At 45.0% G+C, this 26137-nt stretch carries 23 protein-coding genes; 16 read left to right on the top strand and 7 right to left on the bottom strand.

The genetic code is table 11. The features are described from left to right. The first annotated feature begins 24 nt into the window (after window positions 1-24). The 5 genes from Q1V85_RS21035 (at window position 25) to Q1V85_RS21015 (ending at window position 6768) form a co-directional block, all read left to right on the top strand. A complete protein-coding gene (locus tag Q1V85_RS21035) occupies window positions 25-930 on the top strand; it encodes a hypothetical protein (protein WP_300602817.1) in 906 nt (301 codons plus the stop codon). 262 nt (window positions 931-1192) lie between these two features. Then, on the top strand, window positions 1193-3550 hold the full coding sequence (locus tag Q1V85_RS21030) for a TonB-dependent receptor (protein ID WP_300602814.1): 2358 nt from the start codon (window positions 1193-1195) through the stop codon (window positions 3548-3550). Window positions 3551-3894: 344 nt separating this feature from the next. After that, window positions 3895-4605 (top strand): hypothetical protein, encoded by a 711-nt coding sequence (locus tag Q1V85_RS21025; RefSeq protein ID WP_300602811.1) that lies wholly within the window; start codon window positions 3895-3897, stop codon window positions 4603-4605. Between the two features lie 9 nt (window positions 4606-4614). Continuing rightward, on the top strand, window positions 4615-5724 hold the full coding sequence (locus Q1V85_RS21020; protein ID WP_300602808.1) for a hypothetical protein: 1110 nt from the start codon (window positions 4615-4617) through the stop codon (window positions 5722-5724). Between the two features lie 27 nt (window positions 5725-5751). Next, window positions 5752-6768 (top strand): hypothetical protein, encoded by a 1017-nt coding sequence (locus tag Q1V85_RS21015; protein ID WP_300602805.1) that lies wholly within the window; start codon window positions 5752-5754, stop codon window positions 6766-6768. Window positions 6769-7130: 362 nt separating this feature from the next. On the opposite strand, the gene Q1V85_RS21010 is transcribed toward Q1V85_RS21015, so the two are convergent. Beyond that, window positions 7131-7616, bottom strand: coding sequence for a hypothetical protein (locus Q1V85_RS21010; RefSeq protein ID WP_300602802.1), 486 nt, complete (start codon window positions 7614-7616; stop codon window positions 7131-7133). Window positions 7617-7989: 373 nt separating this feature from the next. Here Q1V85_RS21010 and Q1V85_RS21005 point away from each other — a divergent pair, with 373 nt between their 5' ends. Next, window positions 7990-8505, top strand: coding sequence for a hypothetical protein (locus Q1V85_RS21005; protein ID WP_300602800.1), 516 nt, complete (start codon window positions 7990-7992; stop codon window positions 8503-8505). A 504-nt stretch (window positions 8506-9009) separates the two neighbouring features. Here Q1V85_RS21005 and Q1V85_RS21000 read toward each other — a convergent pair. The 3 genes from Q1V85_RS21000 to Q1V85_RS20990 form a co-directional block, all read right to left on the bottom strand. Further along, window positions 9010-9843 (bottom strand): tetratricopeptide repeat protein, encoded by an 834-nt coding sequence (locus tag Q1V85_RS21000; protein ID WP_300602797.1) that lies wholly within the window; start codon window positions 9841-9843, stop codon window positions 9010-9012. Beyond that, window positions 9843-11474 (bottom strand): hypothetical protein, encoded by a 1632-nt coding sequence (locus tag Q1V85_RS20995; RefSeq protein WP_300602795.1) that lies wholly within the window; start codon window positions 11472-11474, stop codon window positions 9843-9845. Before Q1V85_RS20995 ends, Q1V85_RS21000 begins: the two co-directional genes overlap by 1 nt. 432 nt (window positions 11475-11906) lie before the next feature. Continuing rightward, the gene (locus Q1V85_RS20990) at window positions 11907-12413 is read right to left on the bottom strand and encodes a hypothetical protein (protein WP_300602792.1); all 507 of its coding nucleotides are present in this window, start codon (window positions 12411-12413) and stop codon (window positions 11907-11909) included. A 389-nt stretch (window positions 12414-12802) separates the two neighbouring features. Here Q1V85_RS20990 and Q1V85_RS20985 point away from each other — a divergent pair, with 389 nt between their 5' ends. Then, window positions 12803-13675, top strand: a complete 873-nt coding sequence (locus Q1V85_RS20985) for an alpha/beta hydrolase (RefSeq protein WP_300602790.1) — start codon at window positions 12803-12805, stop codon at window positions 13673-13675. A gap of 318 nt (window positions 13676-13993) precedes the next feature. Here the strand turns inward: Q1V85_RS20985 and dinD are convergent, their stop codons facing one another. After that, window positions 13994-14830 (bottom strand): DNA damage-inducible protein D, encoded by an 837-nt coding sequence (dinD, locus tag Q1V85_RS20980; protein WP_300602787.1) that lies wholly within the window; start codon window positions 14828-14830, stop codon window positions 13994-13996. A gap of 326 nt (window positions 14831-15156) precedes the next feature. On the opposite strand from dinD, the gene Q1V85_RS20975 reads away from it, so the two are divergent. The 5 genes from Q1V85_RS20975 (at window position 15157) to Q1V85_RS20960 (ending at window position 20144) form a co-directional block, all read left to right on the top strand. Further along, window positions 15157-15387 (top strand): hypothetical protein, encoded by a 231-nt coding sequence (locus Q1V85_RS20975; protein WP_300602784.1) that lies wholly within the window; start codon window positions 15157-15159, stop codon window positions 15385-15387. After that, entirely contained in the window at window positions 15388-15645 is a 258-nt protein-coding gene (gene yidD / locus Q1V85_RS25250) for a membrane protein insertion efficiency factor YidD (protein ID WP_366914024.1), read from the top strand. It begins immediately after the preceding gene. Window positions 15646-15691: 46 nt separating this feature from the next. Beyond that, on the top strand, window positions 15692-16219 hold the full coding sequence (locus Q1V85_RS20970; protein ID WP_300602781.1) for a hypothetical protein: 528 nt from the start codon (window positions 15692-15694) through the stop codon (window positions 16217-16219). 23 nt (window positions 16220-16242) lie between these two features. Next, on the top strand, window positions 16243-16464 hold the full coding sequence (locus Q1V85_RS20965) for a hypothetical protein (RefSeq protein WP_300602778.1): 222 nt from the start codon (window positions 16243-16245) through the stop codon (window positions 16462-16464). Window positions 16465-16868: 404 nt separating this feature from the next. Next, entirely contained in the window at window positions 16869-20144 is a 3276-nt protein-coding gene (locus Q1V85_RS20960) for a DEAD/DEAH box helicase family protein (RefSeq protein ID WP_300602775.1), read from the top strand. 527 nt (window positions 20145-20671) lie between these two features. Here the strand turns inward: Q1V85_RS20960 and Q1V85_RS20955 are convergent. Continuing rightward, on the bottom strand, window positions 20672-20893 hold the full coding sequence (locus Q1V85_RS20955; RefSeq protein WP_300602772.1) for a helix-turn-helix transcriptional regulator: 222 nt from the start codon (window positions 20891-20893) through the stop codon (window positions 20672-20674). A gap of 423 nt (window positions 20894-21316) precedes the next feature. Between Q1V85_RS20955 and Q1V85_RS20950 the strand changes: the two genes are divergently transcribed. The 3 genes from Q1V85_RS20950 (at window position 21317) to Q1V85_RS20940 (ending at window position 23936) form a co-directional block, all read left to right on the top strand. After that, window positions 21317-21781 (top strand): hypothetical protein, encoded by a 465-nt coding sequence (locus Q1V85_RS20950; protein ID WP_300602769.1) that lies wholly within the window; start codon window positions 21317-21319, stop codon window positions 21779-21781. Between the two features lie 220 nt (window positions 21782-22001). Further along, window positions 22002-22565 carry a hypothetical protein gene (locus tag Q1V85_RS20945; RefSeq protein WP_300602766.1) on the top strand — a complete coding sequence of 188 codons (564 nt, stop codon included), beginning with the start codon at window positions 22002-22004 and terminating at the stop codon, window positions 22563-22565. 294 nt (window positions 22566-22859) lie between these two features. After that, a complete protein-coding gene (locus Q1V85_RS20940) occupies window positions 22860-23936 on the top strand; it encodes a family 43 glycosylhydrolase (RefSeq protein WP_300602763.1) in 1077 nt (358 codons plus the stop codon). A gap of 225 nt (window positions 23937-24161) precedes the next feature. Here Q1V85_RS20940 and Q1V85_RS20935 read toward each other — a convergent pair whose 3' ends face one another. Then, window positions 24162-24860 (bottom strand): DUF4290 domain-containing protein, encoded by a 699-nt coding sequence (locus tag Q1V85_RS20935; protein WP_300602760.1) that lies wholly within the window; start codon window positions 24858-24860, stop codon window positions 24162-24164. A gap of 137 nt (window positions 24861-24997) precedes the next feature. Between Q1V85_RS20935 and Q1V85_RS20930 the strand changes: the two genes are divergently transcribed. After that, the gene (locus tag Q1V85_RS20930; protein ID WP_300602758.1) at window positions 24998-26065 is read left to right on the top strand and encodes a hypothetical protein; all 1068 of its coding nucleotides are present in this window, start codon (window positions 24998-25000) and stop codon (window positions 26063-26065) included. Window positions 26066-26137 lie beyond the last annotated feature (72 nt).

Below are 26137 nucleotides of genomic sequence, written 5' to 3'. Positions count from 1 at the left end.
TCCATAAAACAACTGGTAAAGAACATGAACTACGTAATAAAAAGGAACCGGCTGCTGATCGCTTTTTTTAGTATCCTGGTCTTTTCATTTACCGCAAAGGCACAGGAACATGAGGCGCAAAAAAAAATGGAACAACACTATCCATTGAGTAAAAAGCAAGGCGTATCCGTTACAAACAGGTTTGGTACCGTAGCAATTCATAGCTGGAACCAAAACCAGGTAAAGGTGGAAGTAACAATCATTGCCCGGGCGGCCGATCCTGCTGCGGCACAAGACATCCTTGATGCGGTTACCATGGAAAGCAAAGAGGGGGAAATGATCAGTTTTGCAACACATATTACAGAAAATGTACAGGCTGGCAATAAAGGAATATCTGTTAATTATGCAGTGTATGTGCCTGAAGGCAACCGGCTTGATGTACATAACACGCTGGGCAATACCTTTGTTTCCAGTCGCAGCGGTACAACCAATATTACACAGCTTTTGGGCGACCTGACAACAGGCGACTTAACAAACGGGGGCAACATCGATAGCAAACTGGGAAAAGTAGCTATGGGCTTCTTGAAAAACGTCCATCTTAAAATTGGTCATGCGGAGGTAGATATCAAAGGTCTCGCTGGTACTATTAACGGAGATTTCCTGCTTTGCAAGCAGTTGAAACTGGGACTGACAGATCAGCTTAAAGCATTGGATCTGAAATTGTCTTATTCAAAAAATGCCGTGCTTTCATTGCCCGCATCTTTCAGCGGGAAATTTAATATCGAAACAAAATATGGAAAACTGGAGAATCAAACGACTGCCAACATCACTCAAACAACGCCGGAAGAATCATTCGGGTTCTCCTTTAAACGGGCTTATGCCGGGCGCATGGGGTCGGGCAAGGTACCGGTAACGATTTATAGCGATTTCGGGAACCTGTTATTGCAATAGTGCAAAAAGCCTTTTTGTATTGAACTGTTCTACTATGTTATATGCAGCAAACGGAAACAGCAAAGGAGTGGTATGCTTTAAAATGCCAATTTATTTTTATTAACGCCATTTCCTTAAGCAGTTTTTATAGCTGCTGCAGATGCGCTGATTACGCCTGCTGCGCCTTCTCCGCAATGCTATTGAATACGATTAAAGCCGATGCGAAATCTGCGCATCTGCGGCTGTTAAGAAACGACATTCATTCAATTATAAAACAACCCATATGAACAAAGGCTGGAGCTATATGTTTACAATGCTATTGTTGAGCACGCTGGGATTGAGTGCCCAGGATATTTCAGGTACTATAAAAAACGGACAGGGCGCAGGGTTTGGGAATGTTACTGTAGCCTTATTAAAGGAAAAGGATTCGTCTGCCATTAAATATGCTATAACAGACAGTTTCGGCAGGTTCCTGTTTGAAAAAGCGACCCCCGGATCGTATATCATCCGTGCCGGTCACACCGCTTATATAGCGCAATTTTCTGCCCCTTTTTTGGTTCGGGACGAGATGGTAACAGTTCCTTCGATCGTGTTGTACAGGGATGCAAAAGAACTTCAGTCTGTTACGGTGAATACCACAAAACCGTTACTGGAACGGAAGGTAGACCGGCTGGTGTTTAATGTAGAAAATTCAATTGCTGCCCGGGGAAGCTCAGTGGAGGAGGCCCTGCGGATCACGCCGATGCTGCAGGTAAGGGAGGATGGTATTTCCATGATTGGGAAGGGCGGACTGCGGGTAATGATCAACGACCGGATGGTTTATTTAAGCGGCGCCGATCTGATGCAGTATTTAAGAAGCCTGCGATCCGATGATGTAGCCCAGATAGAAGTGATTACCTCGCCGCCTGCTAAATATTCGGCGGCCGGTAATAGCGGCTTAATTAATATCGTATTAAAAAAGAACCCGTTGCTGGGCTGGAGCGGCGCTGTTGGTGCTACGTATTCCCAGGGGATACGGGCAGGGTTTAGTAATAATTTTACATTGAACTACCGGTCGGCACGCATCAGCAGTTCGCTTAAGTTGCGGCAGAACGTGCGGCGGGGTTTTACCGATGAAACGGCCGACCAGATTGGAACTACTTTTCAGATACTCAATCGTTTTCCACGTGCTACAGCTGCATCGGGGGTGGGCGCCAACCTGACCCTGGATTATAAGTTGAGCAATAAAAATAATATCGGCTTTATTTATGATGTTAATAAGTCGGATTATAAAATTGACCAGCAAGGTTCTACCACTTATCAAACCAATCGTATCTCCGATTCCGTATTATTTACGCCCTCCTATACAAAGCAGCCGGCAACAACGCACACCCTGAACGTTTATCACGATTTTAAGATCGATACCCTGGGCAAGCTGTTAAATACCAGTTTCAGCTTTTTTTCAAACGGACCGGAAAGCAGGCGGTCCTTTACCACAACATCCAGCCGGTCATCAATGGTTGACCAGGTAATCAATAATAGTAATGCGCAATACAACGTTTGGGCCTTGCAGTCGGATGTTACATTGCCCTATAAATGGGCGAAACTGGAAACCGGGGCAAAGTATACGTATTTTGATAATACGGCCGCGAATGATTATTATAATCTTTCAGGAACAGATTATGTTTCAGATACGGCAAAAAGCGACCGGTACAATTATGCGGAACAAAACATTGCGGCATATATCAGCACTGAAAAACGCTTCAGTAAGCAATGGTCTGCAAAGGCGGGGTTAATATATGAATATGCCGTTGTGGATGGGTTTTCGCCCACAACAAAGACCGGAACTAACTATGCGTACGGCAAGCTGTTTCCCACCGCCTATGTTACCTATAAAATCAATGATGTAAATACCTTTTCATTGAATTATTCCAAACGGATCAATCGTCCTTCCCTGAGCCAGATCAACCCGCGCAAACTTTATACAAATCCTTACAGTTATTATGTAGGAAACCCGTTGCTACAGCCTTCGTACAGTCATAATATCGAATTATCGTACCTGTACAAAAGTATGTTATCGTTTACCGTATTCGGGCAGCGTACATTGAACGGGGCCGGCAGCATCGTAAAAGTAGATGGTAGCTCAGTTATCATCAGTTCGGCCAATTATCTGACCCAAAATAATTTTGGTGCCTATGCGTCATTCAACTATAAAATTTTTAAGTGGTGGGAAAATAACAGCTCTGTTTCTTATAGTGGCTCCAGCTCGCAATCATCCCTGCAGGATATTGTAGTAAAGAGTGGGGCAATGCTCAATTACGGCACCAACAACACATTCATGCTAACAAAATGGCTGCGTTATTTTTTAAGTGCGTCGTATATGCCGGGCAATACGCGGGCCAATGTGTATACGTATGGTCAGTACTATGTCAATTCAGGCTTCAGGGCTTCGTTTATGGATAATAAACTACTCATCGGCCTTTCGTTCCTCGACGGATCCAAAAACCGGTACCGGCTCTATTACAAAGATTTTACCCAGTATACCAATACCAACTACCACTACCGCACATTCAGCTTGAATATTTCTTACCTCTTCGGCAAACCAAAAGTAAAGGAGAACGGGAAGCGGGTTGACTTCAGGGAAGCACAACGGGCCAATTAAAAGCAGCGTTACCGGCAATGCCTGTCCCTGGTCATAAATTTGGCAGGAGGGATGATGCCATATCAATCTTATCTCCTGTAAAACAACCGAATATGCCAAGGAATCAATAGTGAATGCTGACAGGGTATTTGCCCTTGGATTCCTGTTGGCTGATGGTTATAGTTGCTGTACTAAACCTATAAGGATCATCCGGTGATTTATTTGCCGGTTAGGCGAATGCCCTCCGTCCCGATGGGGAATTCCAGACCTCTTTTTCAGCAGTTCACCGGCAATCGACCTCTGTTCGCCGCCGGGGTACTGCTTTTTCTGTGGAGTTTTTGTATTTTAGCTTAGATTTATTGAATATGGATACAAAGCCTGGTAAGACGAGCTTCGGAATTCTCCGGAATATTAAAAAGCTGATTTTTGAAGATGAACATGTAGAAAGTACAGGAACACCCGATCCTGCTCCTGTTACGCCTGTAAAAACACCAGAACCTGTGGCGGCTACACCCGTTGTTCCGGTTTATGTGCAGCCCGTGCATACGGCAAGCATGCCCGGTACCGACCTTAAAGAAATGAAAGGAAAAGTGCTGGACCTGCTGGAAAAGCTCAATGAAGACGGGATCGACTTTTTTGAAGTGTGGAACGCTGCTGCAGATATGGGCACCATCGACGCTACCTCTATAAAGGCGGCATTTACCTCTTTAAAGTATGTAGACAAATCGCTCACCAAAGAGAAGTTATTAAAAACCGGTCGCAACTATGCGGTGCGGATACAGGAGGTGATTGCCCAGGATGTGGCACAAAAGGAAAATCAGAAACAGGGCATTCAAAATAACCTGGTAAAGGAGAAGCAATCGCTTGAAAAGGAGATCCAGGACCTGAAGGCAAAAATTGCAGACCTGCAGCAACAGCTTGCTGCAAAGGAGCAATCCTATAAAACGCTGGACGGCGCTTATGATAGCCAGCTTACAGATATCGATCAGAAGATCCTTATCGGTAAGGCTGCGGTAACCGAAGTGGTGACCGACATTGAAAAAGCGCTTTCAATTATTGAACAAAACATAAACTAAAAATTGACAATGGCAGAAAAATCTCAGGTAATCAACATCCCGGCAGAAATAAAAAGTCAGTTACCCATTTTCCAGGTACTGGGCGATAAATTGCCGGCACAGGTAATGACGCCGGAAGGTAAAAAAACAATCTCCGCTGTTTTTTTCTGGGCCCTGGTTATTGGCGGTGCGTTTGCATTTTTTAAATACCTGCCCGTGCTGCTGGAATATGCCCAGAAGAGCGTGCTGCTGGTAATTTTTGGTATCCTGCTCGTATCTCTGTTATTGCTGGCACCCAAGATCATTTCCCTGCTGAACCGCCTGGGAACCGTGCTGTTGTTTAAGGGGGAGAAAGAGATCATCCGAAAGAACCCTATTGAAACCCTGCAATTATTGGAGCGGGATGCAAAAGATACCTTAAAGCGCGTAAAGAATAAGATCGCCAATGTAGACGGCGTGCGTATCGATATGATCACCAGTGGTGAGAACGCGCAAAAAACAGCCGAAGAAAAATACCAGTATGCCCGGCGCTTTACCACCGAAGCGGGCAACCTGGAGGAAAAAGCCAAACAGGCGGCAGCCGGCGGCAATAACGAAAAGGCCAATGAATTTACCCGTGATGCAAAGGAAACCCGCACCAAGGCCTTCCTGCTGGGTAAAGAAGGCGAGGCAGAAGAGCAGAATGCCCGCAGCTATGCGCAATATGCCAACCAGTTCAGCAAAGTGCTGGAAGTATTAAAAGATAATGAGAGTGCCGCGCGCATTTATGTAAGCACGCTCAACAGCAGCATTTCCATTATTGCCAAAAAACTGGAAGCCACCCAAAAAATGAAGAGCGCCACGGAAGGGTTGGCGGATGTATTTAACATTAAGGACGGCTGGGCCTTCCAGGAAGCCATGAATGCCGCTACCGGCGCCATTAGCCAAAACATTGCCTCCATCCGTTCCAACCTCGATTTCCTGGATCAGAACAACAATATTACGGTTGGGGGAACGCCTTCCCAAAGCGAACTGGAAGACTTTATCAAAAAAGTGGATGAGCGCAATCTGAAAGTGCTCAATGTAACCGAAATGGCCAGTGCCAGTTATGAACTGAAGCCGGAAGAAAAAGTAGACCGGGGCTTTTCACTGCTGGATTAATCAAACAACAAAACACAGACACATACTATGGAACAAAGATCAACCTGGTCGCGGTTACGCTGGCCGATTAAAGCGTTTATTATTGCGATTCCCATCTTCCTGGTCGGCTATTGGGGATATAAAAGCGGCGTATTTAACAGCCATGATGATGTAAAAACCGAGGCCACCACCACTACTACCGGCAGCGACGAAGGCGCTAAACCTTCGGAAGCAAAAACAAAGACTACCGCTTCCGGCAGAACTTTTAACTATGAGCCGGAAAAACCCGTAAACGGCGAATTGAAAGGTGTGGTAGAAGTAGGCGCCTCCGGGTTTAATTCATTTATCATCAACATGGATGCGGAAAAGCGCTGGGAGATCGTTTCCAAAGATTTTGGCCAGTCCTTTGCCTATGAGGGCATGGCTACTACAGAAGATATCCGCGCGGGTTTGAAGAAATACATCGGCGATATGTTTGATAAAGGCGTACGCTCAAAGAACGTACATTTTGTGATCAGCTCCGGAGCGCAGAAGGAACCCAAAACACAGGTCATTGCATCAGAGCTTAAGAAGATGGGCTATGTGGTAAACCTTGTAACACCGGATCAGGAAGGCAAGCTGGCGCTCAAATCCGTGCTGCCCGCGGCTTACAGGGATAATTCTTTTGTAACCGATATCGGCTCTGGAAATACAAAAATTTCCTGGGTGGATGCTAGCGGCAGTGTACAGGCCGTAGAAACACCCGGGGCCAAGTACTATGAAAAGGGATTGAAAGATGATGCCATTTACAACGAGGTAAAAACCGCAGCGGCAAAAGTACCATCCGGCAAACGCGAGGTATGTTTTATCCTGGGTGGGGTGCCTTTTGAGCTGGCCAAGGAGATCCGTAACGGTGAAGAGCGGTATACCGTGTTGAATGGCCCCGATACCTATAAATCGGATAAAATAAAAACCAAGAGCGGTGTAAATATTTACAAAGCCATTATGGATGCGACCAATTGCGACACGTTTGTGTTTGACTGGGATGCGAATTTTACCATTGGCTTTTTGCTGTCGCTGAAATAACGCGCAGCTACGCAAGGGAAAGGTCTGGTTACAAGTGTAGCCAGACCTTTTTGTGTGTTAGGCGCAGAGCCAAAGAGCCTCAAAGGCTGGTGCCTGTATGCAGGGGACTGGTGAGACAGGGGAGACCGTTTTATCTGCGTGCGATGTTATGCAGATGTTGCCAATGCAAGAAGGTGGGTCATCGCCTTATTGTTTGCGGTCAAAAAAGGGGGTGTCTCACAAGTCACTTAATAGTGTGTTGTCATTCTGAACTTGTTTCAGAATCTATTGATAGATAATTATTATTAGATGCCGAAACTCGTTCGGCATGACAAATGAAAGACTTTTGAGACAACCCCTTTGATATATAACCCCGCAGCTTCTTAAAACCGGTACGCCAGTTTTGCTGAGCGGTTGCCCATATCAAAAGACATGCGGTTTGTGTATTTTTTTATCCGGTTGTTGCTAATAGCCAACATCGTGATACCCCCGCCCAGGGCCATAATGCCACCTGCAATACCCATCGCACCCACCACCACTTTTGCTTCTCCCGGAGTATCGGTTGAGGAGTAGTTATACCCGTTATTGGCCTGGTTATCTCCTGCAGCAACCAGTACAATACCACCGACGATACAGGCAACACCCCCGCCGGTTAATATAGCCCCCGACCTCCGGAGTTTTTGCCAATGCTCAATCGTTTTAGCCGCACGCATCTGCGCCTTTGCTGCATCGGGAGATTGGAATATGGTTTTCGATTGAGGGTCTTTCAAAAGAAAGGCAGCAGAAGGGATTGTCGTTTTTGCCAGGTCATTTTGAGCGCCGGCAGTAATCGCAGCTCCCATCGCCATAAACAGTAGTAGCTTTTTCATGTTAAATGTTTTTAGATAAAGATGTCGTCAAACGAATATAATTGTTTTGATTTCAAGATGGTAAAAGATTCTGTTAAAAGCCTTCGCGGGATGGGTTGGGGAGCGCTTTCGCCAGGATGTTCAACAGCAGGAGTCCTTCATTGCGATCGTTGCGGATCCATAGCGCACTTTGCCCGCCCGGATGACCAGTCGGACGGGCGTTAAAAAAGGAATACCGAAAACGTGAAGCATCCATATACAACGTAACGAAAATCTGCTAATTACCGGTATGGCGATACATGCCATACAGAGGACGCATTTCACGAATAAACCCTGCTATTGTTGCGTTTTGATCAAATACCTCGTTTTATTACCCAAAAAGCAAAACAAATTTATGAGAATCATTGCATCCATTGCCTGCCTGTTAACGGTTATTGCAGCCTGTAAAAAAGACAACAACCTGCAGGACGGCTATACTTTTACCATGGCGTTTAAAAATGAACTTTCGGTACCGGTAGAGATAAGAAGGGGACAGTTATGGCCCAGGAAACCGCTGATGCCCGATACGCTTGTGTACAGGGATACGCTTAAAATTGCAGCCGGCGGCGTATATGAAAATAAACAGTTCATTTGCACCGGAAACTGCAACCCCTTCCGGGTTCAATATACCAGTGTGGCACCGGCATATAACATAAGCAAAATAGTGATCCAGGGTAAGGAGCGTATGGATACCGCCTGCAATACAAAAGCCCTTATTTTAAAAGATCCGCTTTTCAAATGCGAAGATGGGCCCACCGGCACTCCAAATATTTACGCATACTATCAGTATAAGGAAACACAAGACGCAAAAGGAAATGTTATCCGCAGAGAGTATGTGTTTGATGCGGAGGACCTGGCGACGGTGAAATAACTTCCACAGTCGCCGGCGCAAAGGCCATGGCTTCCATCATCCTTGCTGCGTCGGAGGGGATAGCGATCTCCATCCCTTATTTAACAGGTTTTCTCTTTTTATCCTGTATTCTGAAAAATATTCTATTTTTATTGGTACTATATGCAAACAAAAGAAATCACCTTACTGTATCGTCCCGTCAACCAAACCGAGCTGGATCTTATTGCACGGTCCGGCTATAAACGGTTTCCGCCACGGTTGCCGGATCAGCCCATTTTTTATCCCGTAATGAACGAGGGATATGCCATCCAGATCACGAAAGAGTGGAACGTTCCGGCCTACGGCGTAGGATATGTAACCCGGTCTGCGGTAGACAGTATATACCTGCAAAAGTTTGCCGTGCAAATTTACAAAAACAGGGAGAGCTCATTGCCGAAGGAAGATAAAAGCCCAGCCATCTTCATCCTACCGTGCGGAAGTTTGACTAAAAGCCTACAGTGCTTCCCACGCTCTACTTCAAACAAGTTACAACGATTCCAGCATCCCTCTAAAATAGCACCCTTTCAGCTTTGCCTGAATGGCGGCCCTGTCTGGCTCATCGGCAGACATATAGAATAAATCCGGGATCTTAATTTCCGTTTTTCTAAAAATGATGCTATAATTTTTCATTGCCGGGTACCGGGAGTCGGCTTCTTCCTTTAGCAGGTCAACAGCTTTATCAAATTCAAGCGCCAGGCGCTTATACTCGCGGTATTTGTACAGAGAGATTAACCGTTGAACGACTTCCGTATTGCCTTCAGATTCGTGAAATATTGTTTGTAACAGGGCTTTTTCGCTGCTTGTGCTATCCTTTAGGTGCTCAAAAAGATCAGCATATCTTAATGACATATAGATATCCTTGCTTGCCTGGGCATTGCCACAAAAATGTTCATAGGAGTTTACATTGTTCGCCTGGTTCAGGTATACCAGTGCGCTGTCGTACTGTTTCAGACTGTCATACGCCTCATAAATGCCCATAGATGCGTAATGCTTCAAATTTCCAAAAGGGCTGGCCATAATATCGCCGCCAACCAGTGTTTTATCATCATATCCACTGTTTACTACTTTTTCATAAGCTGCTATTGCCTGCCGGTAGTCCTTCTTAGTGGCAAATGCATTTCCCAGATTGTAAAGTGCATTTACATATATCTTATTCCTGGGGTGGTGCTTAATAATGTAGTGGTAATTTGCAATTGCTGCGTCCGGTTTGCCGGCTCCTTCCCACTGAACAGCTTCATTGAAATAATCCTGCGGCATTTTTTGAGCATACGCGGCGGTCATTAATAAAACAATAAAATATGTCAAAATAAACCGTTTCATCAGTAGTTGATTTTTAGCTGTACAATATTTTTGTTTTCAAGGGCGTAAAAGATCAATAGGTGATTGTTAAAGAAGGCATAGGATGGGTATATATAGCTAAACTGCTCCAGCTTTTTATACACACGGTTATTGATATTTAAGAAATAGCTTCCTTCACCGGTTTTTTGAATTACGAAAAAGCCATCCGCTGTCAGGTCTCCCAATACAATTTCTCCGGGCTCCTTGTTGTTGCAGAAACTCATTTCCTTAAACGCCAGCATTGGGCCAGACAGGCGCCCTTTATAAATCAGGTACCCCTTATCATTGATCTGCAAATATCTTAAAGGCTCCTGCTCCCGGGCATTTTCCATCTGTTTGTAGGTAGGAGAGAAGTAATTGTGTACGGGAAAAAGATGGATGGTATCCCTCCGGTTATCATAGCCACCCAGTACCCGTTGGTGACCCCGGTATACATAAAAAGAATCATCAGTTACAAAAAAATGAGTTGAAACGCCTTCCGGGGTTATGTAAATGGGCGCGGCCCTTACTCCATAACGGGTAATGGGTTTGGGGATCTCTTTTCCATTAACAAATTTGTATAAATAATAATTTCTTTTTCCATAAACCGAAAAATTACCCTTATGATCCATAGCCGGGCTGTATATTTCATCATAGTTCAGTGTGTAATCCACCCCATTTACCACAAGGTGCGGGGTGCTGTCCTTTATATAACTGAACAAAAAGTTCTTATGGTCTACCACCTGCAGGTTTTGATACTCCTTTATATTTTCAAACAGATGGTTGTTAACAATCAGGATGCTATCTCTTCTTCCATCAATAAAATAGCCATTGTTGTTTTTAAGAAAGGATCCGGAAGGCTCACTTCCAAGGCGATAAGTACCTCCCGGGGTATATACCACATGCCTGAAGGCCGATGAGTCCCGGGTATTTCGCTTGCTGTAGCGGCTATAAATAAACCCGTTTTTATCATTGATCTGCAAATTGGAGAAAGCAAAATCAGCGGAATCAATATATTGATTACCGGCAAACAGCTTATAACGGCCTTTATCAAAAACGTAGTAGATGTAGCGTCCATTGTCACTAAAGCGTATCCAGCGTTCATAATCAAAGCTGATCTCCCTGGCTTTAATCTCCAGGGGGGATGGCGCCCCTCCATTAAGCAACCGGGATCCGGTCATCATGGTATCCGTATCGATAATTTTGCTGCCATTTACGTAATAGTTGATCCGGCCCTCCTTCCATTCCGGAACCGCAATAAAACGCTTGTCATAGGACACCGGGTACTTAAAGTCGATAAGATCTTTGCCTGTTACCGGGCCAAAAATATAAGGCTGGTTTATCAGGTAATACTTGTGCGTCTTGTTAGCTGTAGGGGTTAAGGTTTCTATTTGGCCGTAGGACTTTCTTTTTAGCGGGCCGGTGGTATCCTTGCCGGATATAAAATACTCCTCGTTTTTATTTTTTTCAACCCGGACCAGGTAATTGCCATTTTCATCAAACCGAATCTCTTCTGCATGCAGGATGCTGCTGTCAATATCTTTTAAAATAATTTTCTTTTGAAGCTGTTGTGCCCTGGCAGGGGTTATAGCAGCAATGCTTATGATCAGCGATATAAAGCAGCGATATTTCATGAAGTTTCCGGTATGAATGAAGTGCCAAATTTACACAATCCTGTAATATAATGATTGAAACAAGCGTAACGGAGCAATAGAGACGGATTCTCCGGCATTTCGTATTTCGCAGCAGATTCGCAGATCCAAACAACTTGATGCTGCCATATTCATCACCCTTACCCCTCTTAAACATGCCTCCTCCAAAAGCAAAAGCCCCACCCATCCGGCTGCGCCCCGTACCTGAAATCCTACCCATCTTACCTAAAACCCAAGCGGCCTTAGCTTTTTCCCAAACCCACCCACCTGTACAGGTAGGGGTACCCATCTCCAGGCTCCGGCGGCTGAGGTAAAGAGGTACCCCCGGGTATAAAAAAAAGCTCCGCGAGCGAAGCTTTAAGGTGGGTGGGGTACCTTATAAGGCGGGCCCTCCCAGGTATTTGCAATACGGGTTTAGGAATTAGGTACCGGCCCCCGGCTTTCAGGTGGAGGTACGGTACCTTTACCCTGACCGCTAAACCGCTGCCGCAGCTGCTCATACACCGTTTTCGTGCCCTGCACGCCCGATTCCGCCGCTGCGCCCAAAATTTTATACATTGCCAGGGCGCTGGAATACGCCTCACTGCCCGCCAGTAGCTGCGTATCCGCCAGCTTTTCTCCCAGTTGCTGCACCAGCATCACCAGCTCGTCCAGGGCATGGAACAGAGCCAGGTCCTTCTTCATATTCTCCACTTTTATAAACGCCGGCAGCAGTGCTGCATTATTGGCTGCCGCCTGTATGGCATCCTCGGTAAACACCTTGTTGCTCACACTAATTTTAGGCAGTGCCATGCGCTCTGCGTTGGTAAGGCCCACCAAAAAGGGTAGGGCCTGTTCAATAGCCATCAGCTGGTCTTTTACGGTTTGTACAACAGCGGGGGTAAGGGTAGCATCTACCCGGTTAAAGGTTGCATTTGTCATAATGGATGTTTTAAATTGTTAGGGAAAATTGTTTGCGTTGTTTTGATGTGTTTTAATATATAGCAGTTTTTATTACTGGTAAAAAGAGTGCTGCATTAAAGATAAAACAAATGAGTGTTATTTGATATATTTTAAAATATAAGAGGCTGTTAAAATAGCCGCTTTAGCTATAGAGCGCCCCCGCATAACGAAGCGAGCGCAGCGTAACGAATAGGTTCCTCCCGTATAGGCCTCCCGGCCTGTGCGCATCCATAACTTACCAGCGTTCAATGCCACCCCCCGGCAAAATCCACCCCCAAACTTGTCGTTTTCACCCAATATCCAATTCCCCAATCCCATCCATCTTTGTAGGTTCAATAAAACAGGCATACAACGCAAAAACAGTCGTTATGAAAAAGAGCATGAATACCCGCAATATTTTCAACCCCCTACTTTTAATCACCATTATTATGCTTACAGCAGCTACATCACAGGCACAACCCACCCCGGCCGACAGCGGCTATGCGCCCCTCAACGGCATCAAGGTTTATTACAAGGTATATGGACAGGGTCAGCCCCTGGTGTTATTGCACGGCGCTTTTATGACCATCGACGGCAACTGGGGTCCGCTTATTCCCGAGCTTTCAAAAACCCGCAAGGTCATTGCGCTGGAGCTGCAGGGGCACGGCCACACCCCGTACTCCGATCGGCCGTTGTCCCACGCCACCCTGGCCGCCGATGTGGCCGGCGTAATGGATTACCTGCATATAGACAGTGCGGATGTGGTGGGCTATAGCTTTGGCGGCGCCATCGCCTACCAGTTTGCCATACAACACCCAAAGCGCGTAAAAAAACTCGTCATCATTTCCGCCACTTATAAAAGTGAAGGCTGGCTGCCCCAGGTAAACGCCGCCTTTAAACAAATGAAGCCCGGGCTTTTTGATCAATCGCCCATGCACACCGCCTACAATGCCGTAGCGCCGGATACCACAAAATGGATCCCCTTCCTGCAGCAAATGATCGCCTCCGCCCAGCGGCCCTTTAACCTGGGCGATGCCAACATTGCAAAAATTACCGCCCCCGTGCTCATCATTGCCGGCGATAACGACGGGCTGGATAAACTGGAGCTCATCAAAACCTACCAGCTGCTGGGCGGCAATGTGGTGGCCGGTTTTGGCCCCGCCCCCGCATCCCAGCTGGCCATTGTACCCGGGCAGGGGCATGTAAGCCTTATGGAGCAAACCACCACGCTGTTGAACCTCCTCAACGGCTTTTTAAAGTAGGGGGGCATTAGTATTATCGTCATCCCGACCGAGCCCGCAGGACGAGCGGAAGGATCTCTCCTGCGGCGGTTTTTATGAATCCGGTCCCGGAGGTTTTCGGGATGCCTATGGCGGCGGAGTGGAGCCTGTCCCGCAGAAGGCGGGATCACTTACTTCAGCTGTGGAATAAGCATCAGCCATCGCCCACACCAGGGGCTATCGGCCCCATACATAACACTCTATGTCCCCCGGGTCTCCCCGTCCCCAAAATAGTACCAGTACCTTTAAACGCAGGCTTCCCGGCCTGCGCCGCGCCAGCGCCGGTACTACAAAAGCCATTCACTTTTTCCGGGTATCTTTCAATATCTTTTTTGCATCGCCATCCAGCTTACGTCTCAGTTTTGCAATGTCTTCTGCCGGGGGCAGTGTTTCCGGTTGTACGCCGCGCTCGTTCAGCATATCTCTTACGGCTTTATTATTGTCTACATGCTCTTTTGATATTTGCTGACCGCCTTTCAGGTCTTTTTCCACTACGTTATGACTGGTGAGCTCTGTAGCAAAATCCTTGGCTTTAATGGTAAGCGTAGGCAAAAAATCCGCCAGGGTCCGATTCGCAGGTACGCTCAGCTTCTTCTTCATATCCGCCGTGCTAAAGCCGCCAAACAAGGCCTGGTCGCCTTTAGAGCGGATCAACGCAAAACTTTGCTCATCCACCCCACGCTCGTAAATAATGCCCGACAGTTTTTTCTCCGATTTGGTCAGCTTCTCCCGGGCCGATACCCTTGCCACATCCAGCAGGCGCTGTTCAATAATTTCTTGCTTACGGGTTTGTACCGCAAAATAAGTTTGAGCAAACGCAACGGCCGGCTTAGCGGGGTCGCCGTTCTGCGCTACCAGGTAGCAGGCGTAGCGGGTAAGCGCAATATCCAGAACAGGACGTTGTGCTCCCTTAGCCAATTCGATCATTTTCGTGACATCACGAAAATGATCCGTCACTGCTTCCCCGGCGGCTTCGCAGGATTTACGTGCTTTATCCAGCGCATTCAAAAAATTTTCCCAGCGGCTATAGCCCAAAATAGGTTGAAGTTCCCGGGCGCTCCAGCATTCCACGCCTTTTACTTCATAGCAGGCGGCTTCAAATTTTTGTAATAATTCGGTGATTAATTCTTTTTTCATGGTTATATATTTTAGGTAAAGTTAAAAATAAAGCTTGATGAATAGTGGAGCATTCCCGTTCATCCCGACCGGCCCCGGTTGACCGAGGGAGGGAGGAAGCTCTGTGGGATCTTGTTTTTAGGTGCATTCTTGCGCAGGCCTCCCGGCCTGTGCATACCCGTAACTTGGGTGCTACCTAAAGCGGCTTCTGTAATTATTGTACTGCAAAATATATTAAGCTAAGTAACAACGCCGCACAGGCCGGGAGGCCTGCGCGAGTAATGTGCTTTACGGTTTTCCGTAATTTTTGTTCTTTGAGCGCTGATACTTTTGTATCAAAAGCAATTATGAGAACGTACAAAGTAGTGCCTTATGTGGCCAATATTACGGTTAAAGAGACCACAGGGAGCGTGGCACAAAAGCTGGAAGTACTTATTAACGATTTTGCATCTCAGGGCTGGACGTTCGAATCGGTAGAGAAATTTGAAACCATAGTTGATGATCCCGGGTGTTTTGGTATCAACGCTAAAACGTCCACCACTTTCTTTCAATTGGTCGTGTTTTCTAAAGAAAATTAAATGCGATATTTTCTGCTGCTTATAATACGATTGTACTGGCTGACGCCTGAAAAGAACCGGCGGCGCTGCCTCTTTAAAGAGACCTGTAGCCGGTATGTATACCGGATCACCCGGCAGCAAGGGTTAAGAGCCGGCCTTGCCGCTTTAAAAGACCGACGCAGGAAATGCAGACCTGGATATTATTATATTAATAAAAATGCAGTGCGTATGGCAGATTGTTGCATTGTGCCTGCTGAACTATTAAACATAAAAGCCTGAAAGGCTACAAGAAAAGACGCATAAAAAACATTTAAAAAATTTGCCAATGAGACCTTTAAATTTGACCATCCTATTAATCATTATTGTTCTGAGTTCATGCAACCGGTACTACTTAGTTGAAAGTTCAGATCCGGTAAAATATTCCTCAAATGATTTTATTTCGAGTCTGGAATCAGAATATAATACAGATTTTGTTGCTCCATATAATTACTTCCTGTTGCGGAAAAAGAAAAACTTCGGACAGTCGAATTATGGAATTATTTATGGAGACCAAGCTGGATACATTTCCAGCTCCAACGGTTTTACATTATCTCGCCCCATATCAAAGAAGAGGTATAAAAAGAAGTATGGCGCATCATTTCGGGCATACAAACAAAAGAGCAATGAAGTAAAAATCGCCTACTTTCAAAAGAAAAGAGCAGAAGACGACAGCGCCTATAAAGCCAGATCTTCTGGTAGTTCTGATACATATACGCCCGGTACCGGCGGTCCAGTTCATGTGCAGGGATATTATCGAAAAGACGGTACCTATGTACGTCCTCATACAAGGAGCGCGCCCAGCAGAAGAAGATAAAATAAGATCTAAAAATTGGAACCATGACACAACGCAAACCGTACAATCCCAATACCAAATATGGCAGGCGCAAGCTTAGAGAGCAAGCCCATTATAATTATGTAAATGGAACTCCCGAGTACAGGAAAGATATTGATAATATAAAAGCAATTGTTTGGGTAGTTATTATCGCTATAGTTATAATAATAGGGTTTATTATTTATTCGGTTTCCGGTGTGGAGGGTTTGCTCAGATGGCTTAAATAGAAACTTAGGCCTTACCTGGTTTACTCCATTCCTTCATCCGCTTCTCCATTTCTGCAACCAGCTCTCGGTTATTTTGAAAAACAATATTGGATTGAATTAAGTGTTACAGTTTGGCGGATGCTTCTTCCAAACGTAACAGACAGTCCCTCCTGGCCTGTGCCCATCCGTTATTTGACAGCTGCCTGCAGCTGGTGTTTATAATCGCTATATCCCCAAGGCAGGTCACACTGAGTAACAGCGCCGCGCAGGCCTTTGGCCTGAGCGTGGTAGATCTTTTTTACTTATATTTATGATATACAAAGAGGCATTATAAGAGGCTGGCTTATTTTCCAGATATTATTGGATAACTCAAATATAAAACTTACTAGCTGATAAGATTTAATGCTTATTATAAAATACCAAATATGAATCGCTTGTTTCCAGAAGAGAAAGTGTGGATTACTTTCAATGGCATATATAAAGACAAATTCAAAGGCAATCGTAGAGAGTATTTCATCGGAACGGAGAAAGGCCTTCTGCAAAAATTTTCAGGAGATGTCTACTCTGGATATGAGTTCATATCAGACAACGGTTGCAAATACTTTATTTCCACAAATAAAAGTCAAATCCCACCGAATTATGATGCAGCATTTGTAATAGAAAAACCGAAAGAAAAACTGACTATTCCAATACTTTCTAAATGTAAAAAGAAACTAGAGTATATTAAACCGCCCTCTATTCAAAATGTTATAGAAAGTTGGAAGGATTGTTTTACTTACAAAAAAGAACTTAAGGACAGGTCAGGAAACATAATACAATTTGGTCTTAGGCCTCCTCAAATTGGCGCATTACATTCGATTCAGGCTCATTGGAGTATTTCACCTAAGCCTGCGTTAGTTGTAATGCCAACCGGAACTGGGAAAACCGAAACAATGCTTTGTCTAAGCGTTGCTGAAAAATGCCAAGGACTATTGGTTATAGTCCCATCCGATTCATTGAGAACTCAGATTTTTAATAAATTCAAAACACTCGGCATTCTAAAAAATAGTGGTTTTGAAGTTATTGCTCAAACAGCCAAGAATCCCATAGTGGGGTTTCTCAAAACAGGTATAAAAAATATTGATGACGCAAATGGTATTCTAAATTCAAATATTATTATATCTACTCCGCAAATCATCACAACGATTTTGAAAGATGATTCTAAAATCAAAGATCTTTTTCTTAACTGGTGTGGTTATTTAATTATGGATGAGGCCCATCATAGCCAGGCAAAGGAATGGAATATTATCAAATTACAGATTGAATCACTAAATAAACCAATACTTCTTTTCACTGCTACTCCATTCCGAAACGATAAAAAACGTTTAGCAGGAAAAATTATATATGATTACCCTCTGTCTTTAGCTCAAAAAGACAACTACTATAAAAACATCATTTTTCATCCTATTCTTGAATTCAATCCCAAAATAGCAGATAAAAAAATAGCCGAAAAGGCTATATCATTGCTAGAACTCGACAGATTGGAAAAGCTTGATCACATATTAATGGCAAGAGTTGACACAATGAAAAAAGCGGAAGAAATATTTGAGTTCATTTACAAACCATACAAAGAATATAATCCGGTTTTTATTCATAGCAATATAAAATCTGCCGAAAGGAAGATGATTTTGGAAGATATCGTAGCAGGGAAGCATAAAATAATTGTATGTGTAGATATGCTCGGGGAGGGATTTGACCTACCGCAATTAAAGATTTGTGCCTTACATGATATTCACAAAAACATCACTACATCATTTCAGTTTTTTGGAAGATTCACAAGAGAATCGTCTTTAAATCTGGGAAAAGCTTCTATAGTTGCCAACATCGCTGACCCTAAACTAAAGGGAACATTGAAAAAACTATATCAAAAAGATTCTGATTGGGACAAAATCATTAGACATGCTAATGAAGACATCATGGGTGCGGTAAAAAAAGAGCAGGATTTTTTTCAAAATTTCTCTGATGTAGAAATTTCGGCAAAAATCCCACTTCGGAATATAACACCTGCCATGAGTACTGTAGTATTCAAGCTATATGATACAGAAATACAATGGACGCCGGAAAATTATGTCGCTTGTTTTACCAATGAAAAGTATGAAACAGTTTCTGTTGAACATGAGGAGGAAAACCTATTAGTAATTATCGCAAAAAAAACTGACACAGTTAAATGGGGTCAAATTGAAGACCTCTTAACTTGTGAGTACGACTTATACATTCTTTATTTAAATCTTGAGCAAAAGCTGTTATTTATCAATAGCACAAATAATGGCACTACTCACGACAAACTTGCAAAAGCTGTTGTTGGTAAAAATTTGAGCTTATTTAATGAAGCTGAAATATATAAATGTTTAGATGGCATTTTTCAATTAGAACTCTTCAATCTGGGTTTAAAATCAATTTTAAGTGGTCCTATTAGTTTCACTATGTATGCTGGAAGTAGTATTATAAGTGGATTGGACGAATTAGACAAAAACACAAAATCCAGCTCAAACCTTTTTGGCGTAGGTTACGAAAATGGAGAAAAAATGACTATAGGATGCTCATCTAAAGGACGAGTGTGGACCAAGTTGGTCAAAACGATTCCCGAATTTTGCTTGTGGTGTGATGCCCTTGGAAACAAACTATTGGATGACACTATTGATGTTAAAAACATTTTCAAGTTCATACAAAAACCCGAAAGGAAAACAAACTTTCCTTCCGATAAAGTACCCATAGCGATCAAATGGAACGAAGAACTATATATAGATTCCAATATGGCAACGTACCTTGGTACACCCATTGTGGATTTCACTATGACTATCCTCGCTTATAGCAATAATTCATTAGATTTTCAAATATTCTCGAATCAAGCTGCAACACAATATCGACTAGTCATTAAAAAATCTATCCGAGGATATGAATATTCTCGGATAGCGGGAATGCCATTTAACATTAACTATAAAGGCGATCAAATTGAAATCATTCAGCTATTTCATGAATTTCCACCGATTATTTGGTTTCATGACAACTCCAAAATGTACAATAACATATTTTTTTCTTTCAAAGGCAAAATATCAATATTCGACACCAGCAAGTTAATTCCTTTAAAATGGGATGGGGTTAACATTAAAAAAGAATCACAAAAAAAGGAAAAAAGAAATGATTCCATTCAGTATTATATAATAAATAAACTTAAAACTCAAGGAGATTACAAATTAATATTTGATGACGATGATGCCAATGAAGCAAGCGATATTATAGCAATTAACTTTGATGAAACAAATAACATTCGGATAGAGCTTTATCATTGTAAATTTTCTTCAAAGACCCAAAGTGGGAGTCGCCTCAAAGATCTATATGAGGTTTGCGGTCAAGCTCAAAGGAGTTTTCATTGGAAACACAATACATTTGAACTTTTGCAGCATATGGTAAGACGACAAAACAAACGTATGGACCAATATAAAAAAAGCCGGTATGAGATTGGGGGTGATGAAGAGTTAAGGACGCTGACTAATATGATAACATCAGGATACTGTAACTTGGATTATAGCATTTATGTTGTGCAACCTGGTATTTCCAAAAAGGCAATAGAAAAGGAAAGCGAGCATTTAAAAATACTTGGGGCTACGGACTTACTTTTAAAAAAGACGGGTAACACATTTTATGTAATAGTTAGTGACTAAAGTTGTAGGACCTATTTAACTTCAAAAAATCAATAAAGATAACTTCATGGCTCGAGAAGCAGCTATAGTCACTTCTTGCTATTTTTTAGACGAATAAGGCAAATTACCTTTGCCTTTAATGGCAAAAGAAGAAAATATAAAAATCAGTTTTTGGGGAATTAAGTTGGAGGCCAACAACCCAAGCAAGAAAAGTATTACCATATTAGTACTGGTTATGGTGTTCCTATTAGCGCTGCTAACTTTATGCTGGCTGCTTAAAATAAATAGCGTTCTAAATACTATTGGAAATTGAACAACATTCACAAACGTGAATTATTTCTTCTTCCGTATCAGGATGTATGCCAGCACCACAAGCATAACGGCTGCACAGCCAAATTTTATATTCTTTTCATAAGCCGGGGCAAATAGAAACGCAAAATTGGCGGCAAAAAAAGCAACAACAGCAGTTATTACAGCAATATAATATTCGGTGGACCATTTTTTCATAAAAGCAAGAACAGTAAATAATCAATAGATAAAACACAAAGCTATTTCTGCCCCACCAGTTTCACCCCCTCACACACATACTCCAACAATTCACCCGGTTTTACACCGATAGCCAGGGCAATCAGGTATAATTCTTCAACCCTTAATTTGGCAGTAGGGTTGATCGTTAATTCACTTAACCGAGGCTTGCTTAAACCGGTTTTTCGAGCAACTTCTGATTTATTAGTCGATCGGGCCTGTAAATATTCTCCAAGTCTTGTCATTGGGTTTCAATAGTTTCTGGAAATAATTAATGGTTTAATGTAAATAAATCCAGAAAATCGAAAAAAGATTTGGAGATATTGTCCGACTTACTGTAAATTCGTACAGAAAGTCTTAAAAAAATGATTAAGCCATGAAACACTTTTGGATAAATAGTACTTAGCAATAGACTGCAAAATACTTAGCGTATTTGCTTTATTTCCGTTCCTAAATTCTACGACTTTTTATGACGACGGGATGATAAGGTAAATCGCTCATGTTTTTCTTTATTGTATATAGCATATATTTAAAGATTAAAGCGTGGGCGTTCTTATTTCGTTGTCGGGGTGTCGTAGCCCTTTAGGAACAATAAGGACTAACCCACGCTTCTTTTTGCGTGCGGTGGTCCGGCTTTAAAAATTTTCCAGTTGCTAAAATCCATCGCTATGCACGCCGTTACTACACCTATACAAAACACCCACCCCTTTAATGAAGAGCAATGGCTGCCCGTGCTCTTTTTACTGGCAGATACCCAAACCTGGCTGCAACAATTGCAGGGGCAGCATCTGCGCCAGCTACCCGTAAAAAACCGTAAAAAGCTGCTGCGCAAAAGCTGGTACCTCAGCGCAAAGGCCCTGGCCCATATATTAGAGCGCCACTACCACAAAGTAGCCCGCCACCCGCTGGCCGGCAAATTTACCATACCCATACCCGCCATTGTAGCCGCCATAAAAGACGCGGGGCAGCAAACACCGCAGCAGCCGCAACCCGGCGGCCATTGCCAACGTGTATATGATACCGGGGCCACCATGGGGTATAACAACCGCGGCCAGCCGGTAACCACTATAACCGTAATAGCGGATGCCGCGGGGGAGATCATTACCGCCTTCCCCGGCACGCCAGACCAGTGAGGTCTGTACGCGGCGGGCGTTAGACCGCACAGGTTTCCCTCCGCCAAAGAGCAGGCCGCTACCACAACAACAGCCGACACCGGCCCGCTGTCCCCCGTGTCCGCATGTCCCCCAAATAGCAGCAGCTTGCACTGGCGATAATAATACTTCAGAGATTTCTCCACTACGCTGCGCTCCGGTCGAAATGACGGAAAACCTATCACCCCAAAACAAAAAACATATGAAAAACCCCAGAACACCCGACCCCTTCCACACCCAATTCTGGTGCAATGAAGCTACCACCAATCCCTACCGTGCCTTTTACCTCTGCTTTAGCCATGCGGGTAAAATTCATGAGCTGCGCAAAATACTACAGCATGTATTGCTGTTTATGGAACGGGAAGAGCCGCAAACGGATATACCCGTGTACCGCGTATGCTGTGCCTTTATGGCCATTAACTCCGTTATTACCGCAGCGCATTATATTTATACCCATCCGGAGCCGGAGCCCGTGGCCGGGTGGCCGGGCTACCTGTCCGTACTCAAAAGCAAACTGCCCTATGAACAAACCAGTTATACGTCCTACTTTATATCCGAAGCGGAACATGCCAACCTGCAGGAAGTGCTGAAAATATTTTTCGGCTACCAAAGCTGTGACGACTGGAATGCCGAACTGCACCTGCTGCTGTACCATGCCCTCACCCATTGGAGCCTGCCGGTGGTAGTGGACCTGTTCTCTCATTGGTTTTACCTCTCTAAACTGCTGGAAGCGGCCTGGCTCTTTGCCGAATGGGAGGTGGAGTAGGGGCTGCGGCATGTATATATGCCGGTGCATGAGGGCACGCAACTTGGCCGCAGACCACGCACCGCGGCTGCAACACAAAATGTGCCCTGCCTATGGCACTCCGTCTCTTATTAGCGGGTGCCATCTCCGGAATGAATTCCGGAGTTGCCCGCTGCACCTTACCGCTGTAAAATTTGTAGGGCCCCTGTAAATTTTGTGTTACCAAAACAGAGCCGGGGAATAGCGCCGGGTTTCCGGCTTATTTGTTGATGCGGGTAAGCGGAACATCTTAACTACAAAATTAAAACTACAACAATGAAAACAACAACGCTGGGCATCCTCCTCCTTGGCCTGCTGCTTACTGCATGCAAACAAAACGTAAAAGATACAGAACTAACGGCCGCCAGGGCCGCCAACCCTAAATCAACGCTGGCGGCATTGGCATCGGTATACCAAAACCCGGTAATACCGAATGCGCAGGACCCTAAAGACCCGCAGGTATTTAAGGCGGCAGACGGTAAGTTTTACCTGGTGCACCCGGATGATAATAAATACAAGATCTACTCCTCGCCCGACCTGGTAAACTGGACCCTGAGAACCGCATCCGGCTTTAGCAAGGCTACCGGCTCCTTTTGGTCGGCCGGCAGCTTTAAATACGGCAGCACCTATAACCTGTATTATACCTATGTGCAGGGCGCCAATAACAAACGGATTGGTGTGGCCACGTCCACTACGCCGGAAGGTCCGTATACAGATGCCAATGCCAACCTGGTGGTGAAAACGGATGCCTCCGGTGGCTATATTCCGGTCATCGATCCGTCGGTGTTTAAAGACCCTGCCAATGGTAAGGTATACCTGTACTATGCGCGGAACGTGGGCACGGGTACCCTGCCGGATCTGCGCTGTGTGGAGCTTACCGCCGATGGGTTAAACACGGTAGCGGGTACGGATAAGCAGGTGCTTACGATTACGCAGGATTGGGAAAAGATCAATATAGAGCACCCGCTGGTATACTATGCACCCAACGCACAAGCCAGTCACCGCTACTATATGTTGTACAATGGTGCGGGTGGCGCGTTGCCCCGTTATGCCATCGGGTATGCCTATGCGGCTTCCCCCACCGGGCCTTTTACCAAGGCCGTGGAGGGTACCAGTACGGGCAATAACCCCCTGGTGGCGCAGGACCCGGCCAAGGGTATTTATGGCCCGGGTGCGCCCAACACGGTGGTGGATGATGCCGGTGAGCGCTGGCTCATCTACCGTATAAAAACCACCAATACCGAGGCCTGGAACGACCGCGCTATTTGTATTGATGTACTGTTCCGCAATACGGCCGACCAGCTGATTTGCACCCCCACCAAGGGCACCAACCAAACGGCTCCTACCTTTTAATGATACCCCAACCTCAACGGGCCTTGCAGCAATGCAGGGCCCGTTGCTTTTATAACGGTTTACGCTAACTGTTTTCTTTGGCAATATTACGGTGGTTCCCGGCATCACCCGGGCAAATCAAATTGTCCTCCCTATCCCCCCAGCCCTCCTTGTCCCCATACAACCAACCACCCCCAATAAAAAAGCCCGGCTAAAAACCGGGCTGTATCATTACTAGTAAATACCCTAAAGAAAACGCTTCTTTTTAAAGCCACCGCCGTTGTTGTTGTTATTATTGCGGCGGTTATTGTTTCCGTTGTTGTTGCCGCCGTTTCCGTTGCGCGGCTGAAACTTATTGCGCTTGTTAAAGTTGCTTTTGTTATCGCGGCCGTTATTATTATCCGGGCGAAACGCTTTTACACTGGGCGTATTGGTAAAGGCCAGCTGACCATTGGTAATATCGCTCAGCTCGCTTTGGATAGCATCATCATGCACAATTTCCTTATGCCAGTTGCTATACGCCAGCTTCATGTAATAGGCAATGCTGTTGGCAAAGCCCTGCTTTTTATCAGGATCTGTTTCTTCCAGTCCCTTTTCTATAAGGGCCTCCAGGTTCGATCCCAGGTGCGCCAGCTTGGAGCTGCGGGTAGGGTAGGGAATGGGATCCGGCTTGGCGCTCAGCTCTTCCTTGGTAGGTTTGGGATAGGGCGCATCCACATCCAGCTTAAATTCGGAGATCTGGAACAGATGGTCCCATAATTTATGTTTGTAATCTTCTACGTTTTTCAACGAAGGGTTCAGGATGCCCATTAACTCAATAACGGCATAGGCGTTTTTCTTTCTTTTTTCAGGGTCTTCAATGGTTAAGATGTATTCTACCATCTTCTGCACATTTCGGCCATACTCCCGTATGGTCAGATGATTCCTTGTAGTATTATATTCCATAAAAATGTTTGGGATCGCTCAAATGTATGTAAGTTCAATATTTGGATACGTTATACCTTATACCTTTGCAGCTAATCACAAAGATAGACAAAATCGATTTAATTGAACAGAATTTTCAACGAACCCCGGATTCAGCAGTGTCAATAGCAATTTACAGTCGCAATATAAAAAAAGATCTTGTTTTAGATCGGTTTAATAACCTGGTAATAAATCGTTTACAGCAGTATTTGCCAGGCGCGGAAATGCTGGTTTTTTCACCGGTTGCTGTCGCAGAGCAGGCCCTGCCGCACCCGGATATGCGGGTAATACCGGTTTTTAAAAAGCAGTCCGGATGGCTGCGGCGGGCGCTGGAAAAGAAGTGGACCCTGCCCAACCTGCTGAAAAAGAACCATGCGCAGGCCCTGCTGCTGGCAGATGTAAAAGAGCTGTTAAATATAAAACTGCCCCAGTTTTTGCTGGTGGCAGATGATGCCGCATATATAAAAAGCGGGCACCCGTCCCTGCACAAACCGGCCGGACTGGTGGTAAGCTCCCTAGCTCTTAAGGAAGCATTGGTAAAACATTCAGGCGTGCACGCTAACAAGGTTTGGGTGGTGGAGGGGCTGATGGCACCGGGTTTAAAACCCCTGGACATAAATGCTCAATTTGACTTTAAAGACCGGGTAACGGAAGGCCGGGAGTTTTTTATTTGTGCCGATGTGCATTGGACACGGGGGCAATTGCTGACCTTGTTAAAGGCCTTTTCACGCTTTAAAAAGATGCAGCAATCCGGCTGGAAGCTGCTCATCACCCAGGGGGGAAACCATCCGCGGTCCGCATTCAGCGCCGTTTTTGCAGCCTTGGATACCTATAAATACCGGGAGGATGTGGTGTTGTTTGAAAGCGCCGGCCCCGGGGATTACGCCGCAGCCGTGGGCGCGGCCTATGCCGCCGTTACCTTTCAGCAAAACGCGGGTTTTCCCGCTGCCGCCTGTGAAGCGCTCCAATGCCAGGTGCCGGTAATGGCCCCCGTGGCACAAAAGGGCCGGGTACATCCGTCGGCCCTGTTATTTGCCGATGAAGCCGCCCTGGCGCAGCAACTGATGGAACTGTATAAAAATGAGGGCCTGCGGCAACAGCTGGTGCTGCAACTGGAGCAGGACCCGGTAAAACCGGCGCCGGAAACGGGGCTAAACCTGCTTCAACAGCGGCTTTTGCAGGCCTGATGGTGATTGCTTACATTTGCGGTGCTGCAACCGGCTGCCTGAAGGGCACCGATAGCCGCAAAAATGCAGGAT

It is taken from the genome of Niabella sp., assembly GCF_030150205.1.
Lineage (GTDB): Bacteria > Bacteroidota > Bacteroidia > Chitinophagales > Chitinophagaceae > Niabella.
The sequence above is the reverse complement of the archived record's forward strand: the minus strand, read 5'-3'. Positions and strand labels throughout refer to the sequence as shown.

What these genes read in the sequence shown, in the direction of transcription:
- dinD (WP_300602787.1), bottom strand. Translation starts at nt 14,830, where the DNA reads ATGAAAAAAGAATTAATCACCGAATTATTACAAAAATTTGAAGCCGCC.
- Q1V85_RS21030 (WP_300602814.1), top strand. Translation starts at nt 1,193, where the DNA reads ATGAACAAAGGCTGGAGCTATATGTTTACAATGCTATTGTTGAGCACG.
- Q1V85_RS21010 (WP_300602802.1), bottom strand. Translation starts at nt 7,616, where the DNA reads ATGAAAAAGCTACTACTGTTTATGGCGATGGGAGCTGCGATTACTGCC.
- Q1V85_RS21035 (WP_300602817.1), top strand. Translation starts at nt 25, where the DNA reads ATGAACTACGTAATAAAAAGGAACCGGCTGCTGATCGCTTTTTTTAGT.
- Q1V85_RS20950 (WP_300602769.1), top strand. Translation starts at nt 21,317, where the DNA reads ATGCACGCCGTTACTACACCTATACAAAACACCCACCCCTTTAATGAA.
- Q1V85_RS21025 (WP_300602811.1), top strand. Translation starts at nt 3,895, where the DNA reads ATGGATACAAAGCCTGGTAAGACGAGCTTCGGAATTCTCCGGAATATT.
- Q1V85_RS20975 (WP_300602784.1), top strand. Translation starts at nt 15,157, where the DNA reads ATGAGAACGTACAAAGTAGTGCCTTATGTGGCCAATATTACGGTTAAA.
- Q1V85_RS21015 (WP_300602805.1), top strand. Translation starts at nt 5,752, where the DNA reads ATGGAACAAAGATCAACCTGGTCGCGGTTACGCTGGCCGATTAAAGCG.
- Q1V85_RS20960 (WP_300602775.1), top strand. Translation starts at nt 16,869, where the DNA reads ATGAATCGCTTGTTTCCAGAAGAGAAAGTGTGGATTACTTTCAATGGC.
- Q1V85_RS21000 (WP_300602797.1), bottom strand. Translation starts at nt 9,843, where the DNA reads ATGAAACGGTTTATTTTGACATATTTTATTGTTTTATTAATGACCGCC.
- Q1V85_RS20990 (WP_300602792.1), bottom strand. Translation starts at nt 12,413, where the DNA reads ATGACAAATGCAACCTTTAACCGGGTAGATGCTACCCTTACCCCCGCT.
- Q1V85_RS20935 (WP_300602760.1), bottom strand. Translation starts at nt 24,860, where the DNA reads ATGGAATATAATACTACAAGGAATCATCTGACCATACGGGAGTATGGC.
- Q1V85_RS20940 (WP_300602763.1), top strand. Translation starts at nt 22,860, where the DNA reads ATGAAAACAACAACGCTGGGCATCCTCCTCCTTGGCCTGCTGCTTACT.
- Q1V85_RS20985 (WP_300602790.1), top strand. Translation starts at nt 12,803, where the DNA reads ATGAAAAAGAGCATGAATACCCGCAATATTTTCAACCCCCTACTTTTA.
- Q1V85_RS20955 (WP_300602772.1), bottom strand. Translation starts at nt 20,893, where the DNA reads ATGACAAGACTTGGAGAATATTTACAGGCCCGATCGACTAATAAATCA.
- Q1V85_RS21005 (WP_300602800.1), top strand. Translation starts at nt 7,990, where the DNA reads ATGAGAATCATTGCATCCATTGCCTGCCTGTTAACGGTTATTGCAGCC.
- Q1V85_RS20945 (WP_300602766.1), top strand. Translation starts at nt 22,002, where the DNA reads ATGAAAAACCCCAGAACACCCGACCCCTTCCACACCCAATTCTGGTGC.
- Q1V85_RS20965 (WP_300602778.1), top strand. Translation starts at nt 16,243, where the DNA reads ATGACACAACGCAAACCGTACAATCCCAATACCAAATATGGCAGGCGC.
- Q1V85_RS20995 (WP_300602795.1), bottom strand. Translation starts at nt 11,474, where the DNA reads ATGAAATATCGCTGCTTTATATCGCTGATCATAAGCATTGCTGCTATA.
- yidD (WP_366914024.1), top strand. Translation starts at nt 15,388, where the DNA reads ATGCGATATTTTCTGCTGCTTATAATACGATTGTACTGGCTGACGCCT.
- Q1V85_RS20970 (WP_300602781.1), top strand. Translation starts at nt 15,692, where the DNA reads ATGAGACCTTTAAATTTGACCATCCTATTAATCATTATTGTTCTGAGT.
- Q1V85_RS21020 (WP_300602808.1), top strand. Translation starts at nt 4,615, where the DNA reads ATGGCAGAAAAATCTCAGGTAATCAACATCCCGGCAGAAATAAAAAGT.